Annotated in this window: 9 protein-coding genes; 2 read left to right on the plus strand and 7 right to left on the minus strand. The window is 53.9% G+C overall.

Annotated features, from left to right (window positions below; genetic code table 11):
- A partial coding sequence (locus ACIQ17_RS24250; protein ID WP_398471778.1) for a polysaccharide pyruvyl transferase family protein occupies positions 1–1,466 on the minus strand: 1,466 nt, incomplete at its 3' end.
- Between the two features lie 226 nt (positions 1,467–1,692).
- Entirely contained in the window at positions 1,693–3,042 is a 1,350-nt protein-coding gene (locus tag ACIQ17_RS24255) for a hypothetical protein (protein WP_398471779.1), read from the minus strand.
- Positions 3,043–3,213: 171 nt separating this feature from the next.
- On the opposite strand from ACIQ17_RS24255, the gene ACIQ17_RS24260 reads away from it, so the two are divergent.
- Positions 3,214–4,044, plus strand: coding sequence for a class I SAM-dependent methyltransferase (locus ACIQ17_RS24260; protein WP_398471780.1), 831 nt, complete (start codon positions 3,214–3,216; stop codon positions 4,042–4,044).
- Here ACIQ17_RS24260 and ACIQ17_RS24265 read toward each other — a convergent pair.
- The 4 genes from ACIQ17_RS24265 to ACIQ17_RS24280 form a co-directional block, all read right to left on the minus strand.
- Positions 4,039–5,115 (minus strand): glycosyltransferase family 4 protein, encoded by a 1,077-nt coding sequence (locus ACIQ17_RS24265; RefSeq protein ID WP_398471781.1) that lies wholly within the window; start codon positions 5,113–5,115, stop codon positions 4,039–4,041. The genes ACIQ17_RS24260 and ACIQ17_RS24265 overlap by 6 nt on opposite strands.
- Positions 5,116–5,398: 283 nt before the next feature.
- A complete protein-coding gene (locus ACIQ17_RS24270) occupies positions 5,399–6,670 on the minus strand; it encodes a hypothetical protein (RefSeq protein WP_398471782.1) in 1,272 nt (423 codons plus the stop codon).
- Complete coding sequence (locus ACIQ17_RS24275; protein WP_398471783.1) at positions 6,663–7,328, minus strand: ABC transporter ATP-binding protein; 666 nt, start codon at positions 7,326–7,328, stop codon at positions 6,663–6,665. Before ACIQ17_RS24275 ends, ACIQ17_RS24270 begins: the two co-directional genes overlap by 8 nt.
- The gene (locus ACIQ17_RS24280) at positions 7,325–9,076 is read right to left on the minus strand and encodes an ABC transporter permease (protein ID WP_398471784.1); all 1,752 of its coding nucleotides are present in this window, start codon (positions 9,074–9,076) and stop codon (positions 7,325–7,327) included. The genes ACIQ17_RS24275 and ACIQ17_RS24280 overlap by 4 nt, the downstream gene beginning before the upstream one ends.
- A 240-nt stretch (positions 9,077–9,316) precedes the next feature.
- Here ACIQ17_RS24280 and ACIQ17_RS24285 point away from each other — a divergent pair, with 240 nt between their 5' ends.
- The gene (locus ACIQ17_RS24285; RefSeq protein ID WP_398471785.1) at positions 9,317–10,201 is read left to right on the plus strand and encodes an FkbM family methyltransferase; all 885 of its coding nucleotides are present in this window, start codon (positions 9,317–9,319) and stop codon (positions 10,199–10,201) included.
- A gap of 40 nt (positions 10,202–10,241) precedes the next feature.
- Here the strand turns inward: ACIQ17_RS24285 and ACIQ17_RS24290 are convergent, their stop codons facing one another.
- Complete coding sequence (locus tag ACIQ17_RS24290) at positions 10,242–11,585, minus strand: hypothetical protein (protein ID WP_398471786.1); 1,344 nt, start codon at positions 11,583–11,585, stop codon at positions 10,242–10,244.
- Positions 11,586–11,892 lie beyond the last annotated feature (307 nt).

An 11,892-nucleotide genomic window follows, 5' to 3' on the forward strand; every position in this document is an offset into this window, starting at 1 on the left:
ACAGCGATCCCGAGCTCGCTTGCCATAATACCAATCTTTTCCACCTCGAATTCGGGCGAGATATGACGAAGATTGATCGCCGCTACGGGCGTCTCAACATCGGCGGCAAAAATAAGCGGATGAAGCCGCCCAACACTTAGCATTGCGCCGCTTGAAGCGATGAGCTGCTTGGCACGCCGCGGATTCCACCAATGACGCTCAACCGGCGCCAAATGTTCAAGACCCATTTGCATCAAGAACCGCTCGTCTTCGGGAGAGAAAGGCAGAAATGCGGGCAACAAGTCACGTAGTCGAACTGCTTCGACAATACGCCTAATTTCGATGATATAGTCCCAAGGTACTTGTTCGATCGGATATTCTCGCAATGTGATCAATACACGGCTTGGATCAGCGACCAAGTCAACGGCGGTGTCCCTCGGCAACCGGAAAGTCCAGTCGCCGCCATGATGTACATCCAAAGCGGTTTGATGTGTTTCGGACGCGGGGCTATGTCGGATGGACACAAAATCAAATAGTGAAGCGTAAGAGTGTGTCGCATCGCTGCTGTGGCCCGGCAACGGGTACCAAAGATCGACTCCGGCAATCGCCGTCTTTCGCGCGGCGTAACGTGCAGCCAAAACTTGATTGGCGCCAAATCCAACGCGTAATCCTCCACCACCAACCAATACGGCTACGATGTTAGGATTGTTCAAAATTTCGGCGATATTTGTCTGGTGGACGATTCTCGCTTCATTATATGGATACCAGTCCCAGAAACCGATGTAAGCACCGTGTTCGTCCACGCTGATAATCACATCGAATTGTGAACGGAAGGATTCATAAACACACTGCAGGATGGCCTCATCGCCGCAGTTTCCGCGTCCAAAGAAACCGATGAGAACGATGCTCTTTCTGCTTAATACACTCGTCTGAGTCGCGCTGGCAATTGCCGGTACATTCTCAGGTTTCGCACACTCAACAGGAGCGGCGAGTATGATAACCTGCTGCTGGTCATACACAGCGAAAGATCGAATATTGAAGCCGCAGGCTTGTAGTTTGCTAACGAGTTGGTCAGTTGTGAAATCGTTCACCCAGCCGTTGCTCGCTCGATCGACGTGCTCGCATCTCTCTTTCGAGTTGTAGGAAACAAGAAGTCTTGTCCCACTACTCGCAATGCTCCGCAGATGCGAGTCCAGTTCGTCGATGTATTCGATAACACCCAGCATCGTAACGATATCGACAAGGTTCAGCAACGAGCGTGGGATCTGATCTTGGTTCAGATCAAATACTGAAGTTCGTTCATCGCGCGCGACGACGTCAGCAGGGTAATAGGTCGAAGGAGCGAAAGATCGTTCCACCTCCATGGTACCGCAGCCGACGTCGAGAATACGTAAACCGGCAGGCACAAGTCGAGACGCGAAACGGCATCTTTCCGCCCATGTCGGCGAGAGGAGCGCAGAATTTGACCACCTATCCATATCTGTCATGGCGCGCGTCTCCTTTGCCGCTCGTTCAGATGCAATGCAGAGTTGGAGGTGTCAAGCTACATCCACCAAATGTGCAGCCGCTATGCCTGCGTCGCATGTACGGAGTACAACGCTCTTATCGCGACGAAAAGTTCACGGTCGACTTACAGTGAGCAGAGAACGCCCATCACGATGAGCGCGTACAAATCCTGCTTTTAACGGACCGAATCGGAGGCCGTATCGAATGCTATTGAATCGGAGACCAGGACATACCTGGTTTTGCACCAGCGTAAGTTAGCCGAAGCTGGTCATTGGGCTGCAAGATCACAGTGACCGTCCCTCCCGTTGCGACTGGTCCTGTGCATGTCCCGGCCGCGGGGCCATAGCATACGTTATCTAAGCGGGCGGTGATGCCAAACAGGGTCGCAGCGACACGTCTAGTTGTGACATTCGTCACGATAGATCCGGATGCTGCCACCGGTGGAGTTGACACTCCGATCGATGCGCCTCGTGTTGTTAGAATTCCGACACTATTCTCTGGCCGTCCATCGGTTACTGAATCCGAGAAGGAAAAGTTTGGGTTATTGACGATGAGTGATCCCGCCTTGGACACGATTGCGAAGCCCATATTCTCGCGGCAAGGGCCGCCGACGCCGCGCGTGCACCACGACCACTGGCCACCGTAAACGCTATTAGCGTTAGCGTAGGCTGAGTCTTGGTAAATGCCGTTATAGACAACCTCGATATCCGGCGAGATGATACTGTTACCGAAGCTGTAGCTGTCACGCAGCGCGATACCATTCTTTCCGCCTGAGAATGAACCTGAAAATTGTGAGAACTGCGCCCGGCGAAGCAGTAGCGAGTCGCCTCCGACTGGACAATGTCCGTGATCATCAGTGCAGCCAGCGCTTGTGGTGACGTTATTTAGTTGGCCGGCTCCAAACCCATTCACCTCAATGCCGGACGATCCTTCAACGCCTGCTCTGTTCTTCACAAAAATGTCACGCAAAGCGAAGCCATTGAGGAAATCTGAAAAGTCGTGTTGGCCAAGCATGACGGCAGGACCTTTTGAATTGTTGGCTATGACGCCAAAATTTTGAAATGTCCCATAGAATACCCCGCCTCCCCGACTATTGATCACGGACATCGATGCGCCATCGTCAAATATAAACAGCGTGCCATTTTGCCCGGCTCCGAGAATGAGACCCCCGCCGTCTCGGTTGCCTGAAAAGTCGAAGGCAAAGCTACGGCTCATGCGAATTTTTGCCGGCGGCAGGTAGCAAACTTTGCCGCTTGATCCGCTCTCGCGATTTGCGGCTATACAATCCTGCCACCATGCTGATACGGCCGTGTCTGACGGCAATCTTCCAGTTGGGTCGAAGTGGGGATATTGCGCCAAGCTGACGATGTTTGCGCTGGCGCTGCCAGGCCTTCCAAGACCTTCAATCTGGGATAGGGATGACCTCCGGGAGGAGGGCGCAATTGTCTCCGCCAGAACACTGCTCAGGGTGAGAGCGGAAATAGAGGAGTTAACGAGAAGAAATGCGACCAATCGATGTGCGAATCGGAGTGCCACTTTGCTATCTGACGCGTTCATACTTTTATCCGACGACTGTCTGGATTGAGATAAAGAATCCGCCACCGGCATACTGCCGCTCCTGGAACTAACTTTCAGTGACGTACAGAGCCTTGAAATCGCGATGCATGCAGATAAAATCTTCTGATACTCCGAATACTAGGATAGCACCCAAAAGGGCTTACTCTTTCAATGACTTTTGGAATTTTCAAAAAGCGTTTCAGCACAATCGCGCAACTGCGTGCTGGTCTTGACGAGAGAGCGCAGATTATCAGAGCGAGGGAAGCGACTATACGCGAACGCGAGCGAGTCGTCGAACAGCGCGAGGAGGAGATAGCCACTCTACAGAAGTGTATCACCCGCCTTAAGCAGGAGCTCGCACAGCCGCCCGCCTTTGAAAAGGTGATTGATCTACGGGCAACCATTGTCGAGACGATTCCAAAATTGAGCGGATGGTGCAGCGAAAGGAAAGCACTCCTGCTGTCTGACCTCGTTCTTCAGAATGATGTGGAACGTGCCCTCGAAATCGGAGTGTTCGCGGGACGCTCGGCTGTCCCCGTGGCCATGACAATGCGTTATCTTAAACGCGGGCAGCTTTTGGCAGTCGAGGCTTGGAGCAACTTGGTAGCAACAGCCTATCCGATCGATGACGAGCACGACAATTGGTGGGCGGAGGTAGACCTCGCTGCAATCAAACGCGAGTACTTCAAGTCGATCACGAAGTATGACCTGACCCGCCATGTTAGTACCCTTGAACTAAGTAGTGATGAAGCCTTTGCAGCGTTAAGTACATCTTCGTTTGATTTGATACACATCGATGGCGGGCATTCCGAGCAACAGGCAATTGCGGACGTCCAACAGTGGACGTCCACGCTGAACAAGCGCGGTCTGGCGGTTGTCGACGATATCTTTTGGCCAAGTATGAAGCCGGCGCGAGCATGGCTTCATGCGACTTGCGAGGTGGTCGACGAAGTTTGTGAAAGCGAACACGTGACATACGGCATTTACCGTAGGCGATCATGACGAAGCTGATCTGGACAGAGTACTATCGATTAAGGTCGTCTCTTTCGATTTCGCCGCAACGGTCGAATCCAAGAATGCTTCGATCGATCTGAAGTAAGTTTCCCATGTTTTCGCAACGTAAGGCCTTTTACTCAAAGCACCTGCTGAGCGACCGCAGTTCTGCTCCACGCTCTGGATCGCCGTGAACCAGGACTGGAAGTCGGTTGGGCTTGTATAAATCACGAGGCCACTCTCGCCTGCCTCCCGGTGAGCGGGCGTGTCAGAAGCGACAACCATCGTCCCTTGCGCAAGCGCTTCGACGATGGGAAGACCGAAACCTTCTGCGATAGACGGCATCAAGACAGCCTTTGCATTCGCCATGAGAGCCCGGATCGCCGGCGTCGATAAATCTGACACGACGCTTACCTTTCTTTCTAGGGCTGGGTTCTTGGCTAGGAAATCTAGAACAACTTCGCTGGTTGGTGAAAGTTTACCTGCGATGATTAGGCGCGGAACACCAGCGTTGTCGACTTCCATCCATTTTTTCCAGGCCTGTAGTAAGACGACGTGATTTTTGTGCGCCTCGATAGCTCCACAGGCTAGGTAGTATCCAACCCGTTGCAGGTCTTCATCCGGCTTTTGTCGAGCCAAGAACGCTGCGGTGACTGGAAGGCGTTCCACGTGAATCGGTAGTTCACCGAAGCGTCGATCCACGCGAACAAGCGAATCGCGGACGAAATGGGTAGGAACTATCAGGCCATCCGAGAATGCGATGGCATTTCGTACGATAGCGCGATGGAGATGAACGCCTAGTTTTACATGATGCGTCGGGTGCTCGATCGGGATGACATCATGGAGCATAACCACGCTGGTGATGTCTGGTCGCTGCGCTAACCAGGCCACCGTTGGCTTAAAAAAAAGAAGCTGTCCCACATTGAGGTAAATGCTATGCGGCGGCAATACTTGCGCAGCCGGCCGACCAAACGCAAACCCGGTCGATGCAAGAAGCCGGGTAAACCGTGACAGCGATGACCCCGCCTGCCTCCTGGCTTTTGCGGACTTTGGGATCCCGACTGCATCGTCGGCACCCATACGTATCCGGAGTTCCCGATATACTAGGTCGTCTTCGAGCCGTATGTTTTCGTTCCAGATGTCCTCAAGCGCTGCGATGCCTACAAGCGCTCGTTCTCGCTCGAATAGGCGAACGCCCCAAATAGTGGGGAGTAGGGCGAACGCTTCCCCAGGCCATGTCCCGAGAAAATGTCGGGCATAGGCTAATTCTACTCGATCGATGCCGCGCGGGCTCGCCGCCAACGGTCCCAGAGCCAGACAGCTCAAATCGATCGCGAGTGCCTGCGTCATTTTTTTCTAAGCTTCAAAGATGTTCGCGTACGCCGTGAACGACGAAAATAATGATAGCCCATAAGGTGAACGCTACGCCCGCGACTTCAGCGATGTTCAGCAACGGACGCGGAAACGACTGTTGCTCGGGCATTGAGGGGGTGACGATCGTCTGAAGATAAAGCTGCTGCCGCGCGGCTTCCGTTCGAGCGCTGTCCAGCGATGTCAGCGCGCTCTGATAGGACCGCTCGGCGAACATCTGCTCGCTCTGTAGGTTGGAGAATTTGCTGATAACAGTTGACAGCGACTGGCCCTTGTTACCCGATCCGGTCGCGGTGACTTGGGAACGCAACGCGTCCAGTTGAGTCTGGAGCGACTGTAACTGCTCCGACCTTATTTTCATGGTTGGCGACGTCGAGCTCAGATAGGCTGCCTGCACGTCGATCTCGGCTTTTAGTCGCACGATTTCGTCCTGCAACTTCGCGGCCAGGGATAATGTACTGTCAGCCGCCTGCTTCGGGTCGATAACGTTGAACTTATCTTGGGTTTTACGTGTCAGTTCGATCGCATCCTGCAAGCGCTTCTCACTGCGATCAACCTCCTGCTGGGCGACGGACACGGTATCTACGCGCATGCGCTCCGACATGTTGTTAACCAGCCGTTCGGACAGCATGCGCAAATGATCGGCAATCGTCGCCGCGTCTTTCGGAGAAAACGCAGTGACCATCACCACGATGGTTCCGGTCGATGTCTCGTAATAGGCATTCAACATGCTGCGCCAGTATTTCAGAACGCGCTCCATGGGTTCACCATCGGCGAGCCGAGAAAATCGATCTATCTCGCCATCCTGAAAGAAGCGCCGCAACGGGACGCGCTTCTCCAGGTCGACAATTGCATCATGGCTCTGGAGATATTGAACGATGGCCTGAGAGTCATTCGCGGCTTGCGAGGCGCCTGGAATGCCGCTGAGGCCCATCATCGCGGACATGCCTCCACTTTTGGTCAGGTCAACCGACCGAATGGCGACGCGGAATTCAGACGTATATCGCGGCGAGGCGATTAACAGAAGATATATCGAGGCCAGAATGGTGGGGATGATGACCACGACGAGTAGCGAAGCCAGCAAAGGTGATCTGCGCGCACGCCTTGCTGGATACAGCAGGCCGTCGTTCCGCCACGACGGAACAACTTCGCCCGACGCGGTTCGCTCGGGGACAGTGCTATCGGGCCAGACCTTAACGGGGATCACGGCCGGCTGTCCTAGCGTCACCGCTGTTGAACTATCCACCTTAGCTAATTCAGGCATCCGTCGTTCCCATGATCTGCCAATAGGCTCTCATCGCCGCGTCCACACTGTCATAGAAATGCAATTCGCCTTTCGAAAGGATTGCGGCTCTGTCACAAAACGTCCTAATCGTGGATGAGTTGTGCGACACCATGATCAGATCGCTTCTTTCCATTCGCTCAGCGAACACCGCCGCGCATTTCTGTCGGAACCGGGCGTCGCCGACTTCAATCACTTCGTCGACCAAATAAACATCGAAATCGATTCCCAGACTGACTCCAAAAGCCAGCTTTGCTGTCATGCCTGCGGAATAGGTCTCGACCGGCATGTCGAAATACTCGCCCAGCTCTGAGAAATCACCAACAAAATCGACGACGCGCGCAACGCTCTCGCCGTATATCCGGGCAATGAAGCTCGCATTTTGCCGGCCCGATAGATGTGGGTGAAACGTCCCGCTAAAACCGACTGGAAACGACACCCGAGCGCGGCGTTGCACACGACCTTTATCGGGCGGCTCAGCGCCCGCAATTAACCGGATCAACGTCGATTTTCCTGCGCCGTTGCCACCCAGTATTCCAAAATTGTGTCCGGGCTCAAAGGAGAACGAGGCGTCTTGCAAGATAGTCTTGCTACCCTGGCGCGATTTGTAGACCTTTGTGACGCCGAAGAACTCGATCATGTGTTCTGCCTCAACGGGCGGCGCAGTGCGGCCTCAAGCCCTAGGCCGATCGCTATGAGAACCAGGCAACAAACTATGGGATAGCTGATCGAGAGCCATCTCGGCTCATAGGCCTGAAAGAACGATGACCGGAACCAGTCCACGCAATGCAACAGCGGGTTCCATGCAAAAATATCGCGGAGCCACTCCGGCATCATACCCGGCACGTAAAAAATGCCCGAGCAGAAATAGAGCAGGCGCTGTACGCCGCCGAACACCTGGTGCCAGGCATGGGAAAACACGTTCATGATCGCGTTGATGATCCCTAGTCCCATGCCCAGCAACCAGCAAACTAAGATCGCGCCAGCCGCTCCCCCTAGGCTCTTCGGAATTGCGTCGATCCCGGCGGCAAGAAATCCGGCGATAAAAACGATCGCCACAACCAATTCCGTGCATAACTCAAGCAGCCCGCAAGCCGCGATGGCATTGAGATTGGTCACTAGCGGCAGTTGGAGCATCGATTTATTACGCTGTATTGCGTGTCCGACTTGTTCGCTGGTGTGTACGAACAGTAGATAGGGAATGAGGCCAGTAAAATAAAAAAAGAAGAACGAGTCGCCGATCGGCGGCTTACCTTTCATCGTGAACTGAAAAACGATTGCGAGAAAGCCGATATGGATGCCCATCTCGACCAAGACCCAAAGGTATCCAAGCCGACTATCACCATATCGCGTGCGCAACTCTCGCAAAAATAGCGCGGCAATGACGCGAAGCTGCGTCGCGGCCGCTTCCCGAAGGGTTGGATTGAATTCGCGTCGGATATGTCCACTTGCTTTCTGCCGCTTACGCGCAAGCACGTCTGACACATTCTGGGTCGGGCTGACGCGCTGCGACAACACGTGTTGCATACATGCATTGTATTCGTCATGTTCAGGCGCGGATTGCAGCAGAATCGCGGTCGTCATAATTGCATCAGTGACACGACCCTCGTTTAAAAGAATGCTGACCTTATGGCGGCGCAGGTTGTGGTTCGACGGATCGATCTCTAAAGCCGCATCGATCGCCGCTAACCCCTTAGATAGCTGGCCGGTTTCAAGCAATATATGTGAATGCAGCAGATGATAGTCTGCGACTCTTGGGTTTAGCGAGATCGCTTGTTTAACTTCCTCAATGGCCTCATCGCGCCGTCCGGCCATATTCAGCATCGTGGCCAGAACTTGATGGACAACTGCCGCTGGAGCTATCGTGTTCCGAGCGATGGTGAGCAGGTCAATGGCGTCCGACACCCGCTCGCATTTTGCGAGAAGATGCGCCGCAAAGAGAGCGCGATGATGGTTGGTCTGATCTAGCCGAAAACTGCGTACAGCAAACAGCGCGGCTTTATTTGGCTTATCGAGCTTGTCCGACGCCCACGCCAACTGGTGATAGAGCTCGGCATCTTCCGGCGAGAGGGCGATGGCTCGGGCCAACTGCTGAACAGCGTCGTCGCATTGATCAACTGAGTTCAACCATATACCTGCTGTTCTCGCAAACCAGACATCATTCGGATAGCGACCAGCTGCATCGGCATAGTGGCGCGCAACTTCCGGTCGGCGGCCGAGCTTAATAAGTTCAAGAGTGTAAAGGTGGTTCGCCTCGTAGTTGGCGGGATCAAGGGACAGGCGGGCGCGAAGCGCTCGCAATTCCGGGGGATCGTCGGTTGGTGGTCTCAGGTCACCGACAACGCCGTGCGGTTCTTTCGACGCGCTGCCGTTGACGGTATCGGTCATAATCACAAAGCTCTCGACGCGGCGGGGCTAGAGTCGACCAAGAGTGCATGGCCGGAACGGCCCAAACGCAACACCACCTATGATTTTCGACCAAAACCACTTCATCAAAAATGCGGTCCGACGATAACACTGCTAAGGAAGCTATAGCGGTCAAGCAAATCTGATCATAAAAGGATCGCAGAACACATTCAAGCTTTCCGCCACATGCGTCCTGCGGTGACTAAGAAACACGGAAAACACTTGAAAGCGCTCTTCCGCCTATTTAGCGATCTGAGGCGGATCAAGGAATTTGAGCTTAGGCAGGAGGCCACTTTGACGACACGACTTCCTTTTGGTCAACAAAAGATCATTGACCGTCTTTCCCGGACGCTGGATGAAATCGAAAAGACTTGGCCCATGACGGGCAGTTACGAACGAATTGACCCGTATATCGTGCCGATGATGCAGGGCGCGCGCTTCGATTTCATCATTTATCACAAGGAAAGCCGCTCGTGGTTTGATCAGGTGTACCACGACTTCATTGTTGGCGAACTGGTGAGGCGCCAACTAGTTAAGCCGGGAATGGTCGCCTTTGATCTCGGCTGCAACTCTGGAGCGCTGACCGCGCCGCTGGCGATGCTTGCGGGCCCAACCGGACATGTTCACTCGTTCGACCCGTATCCATGGAACGCAGCGGCAACTCTTGCTAACGCTCACATTAATTACTTCGATAATGTCACGGCTCATGCTGTAGGCCTGTCGAACAAGTCCTTCGAGATCAATGTCAGTCCTAACGACTCGCGAATATACGCTGCGAGCGAGGCTACGAATTCCCAGAGGCTGATCATTAAGGACATCCGTGAATACATGCACCTCAAGCCGCAATTTCTGAAGGTCGACATTGAGGGGGCCGAACACGAGTTATTCGATGTCGGGCCCGACGTTTTTGCGGGCGTCGAGTTGGTCGCGCTGGAGTTTCATCCGATGTGGATCGCACCGCGCGGAATCGACTGCCGCGACAGCCTTCGAAACATCCAAAAAAGCGGCTTCGGAATTCACTATCACAGCGTCGATGCCGGACCTTATCCTATCGATTCGTATAACAGCAATCATCATATGTTTTGGCTGAAAAGAGCAGCAGCGTAGTGCGCCAGTAAGCACGGAGGATCCCAGCGGTCCTCCGTGCTTATGTCGGCGAGTTGCTCAACCGATAAACCTCCGCATTCGTAAAGGTATTGAATTTCAGGCTCGGCGCAGCATCTGCGCGCTTTGGATCCTGAGTCATGATTTTTTCAGCGAGCTCAATATAGTTGCCAACATCAAAGAACGTGAGTGCGTCAGGGTGGTATTTCGCGAATTGCATAAATGCTTGATTACGCGCGGCGAAAACGCGGCAGCCTAGTTCGACGGCTTGGCTCATCGGGCCCGAAGATGATTGCCCAACTTCAAGGTACGGAAGCACTACCGAGTCCGATACCGACATGGCAGTGAAGAACTGTTCGTCCGTCAAAGATCCCATAAAGTGGACTCGGTCAGACACATCCTTTGGGTGAGAGAACATTTGTGCCGGGTCCGATACCTGCATCGTCAACGGCACCGGCTTCGCGGCTGGCTCATGCGGTATCTCGCCACCTTCTTCGAGCTGCAGCAATGAAAAGTCGGCTCGGGCCGAATCCAGAATCGTCCGGATGTAGGGGTGAAGCTTTTGGTTGCGCTTGATGTCGTTCGGGTGCACACCCCCGAAGATCGCCAGGTGATAGTTCTTCGGCAGCCTTCCAAGCGCCTTCACCACCGTGTCAAAGCCCTTGTAAGGCCCGAAGAATCCAAACACGCCGATAATGTGCGCGTCCGCGGGAAGGGCATCTAAAGACGGAAAGGCAGATCGATTGCTTTGCGTGCGAACAGTGCTGGCATCGGCTTCCGAAAGGAACGACAGCGGATGGTGATGGACATTTTCCAAGCGGTTAACATATCTCATGAAACGAAAATCGCGACCAGTGTGGACGATAAAATGAATCGGCCGCACTTGCTGCTGACGACGATAGAAGCGATAGAGCGGCCGTCCAAGCCGCCTCGAGTGCACTTCATCCTCCAGCTGAGAATAGGCTGCCCCCCATTTCAGCGTAAAAATCCGTGACAGGAACATGCCGAAATCAAATCCGTCCGCGGACATGATCGTATGGCTCGAAATAGACAAACGCGGTGATGCCTGAACGATCCAACGCAGCCGCCGATAGATATCCCGTGCATGCAGGCCAAGCGTGCCGTGCTCAAGCTGGATATTCACGCAGTCGAAGTCCTGAAGTTTGGCGCACATATCTCGAATCAGACGATCACCGAGCTTGCGGACATGAGGGCTGGTATGCCGGAGCAAGTATTGATCCAGATCTAGGACCGTCACATGAAAGTGCGGCTCGAGTTGTTTCACAAGATAGCGCGTGTAGGCGGCAATCCCGCACAAATCATCAAATGTGCTGATGATTGCGAGCGTCGGCTTAGAAGCGGAGTGTTCGGAAACTGAAGCGGGCAAGTGCTGACCTGTTTACTTTTTAAACAAACGATAAATTTAACGCGCCTTCTAGTGCGGCCCCTAGCTAAGTGGACGTTCAAACAAGCTCCGCATGCTGTCGATGCTGGCTTGTAGCCGGATTTGGGCCGCATCGACCAGACCTGGATCGGCTGGCTGGGGTGCTCGAAGGAACTCTTCTACGCCGGCACAATCTATTTCGCGTATCCCAAGTTCAGAGCAGATTACAGATATTTTGTTTGTTGGAGGAGGTGCCTCGTTGAGTGGAGGCACAACGGAGACGACCGGCACGCCGGTTGTCGCTGCGAAG

It is taken from the genome of Tardiphaga sp. (genome assembly GCF_044340795.1).
GTDB lineage: Bacteria > Pseudomonadota > Alphaproteobacteria > Rhizobiales > Xanthobacteraceae > Tardiphaga.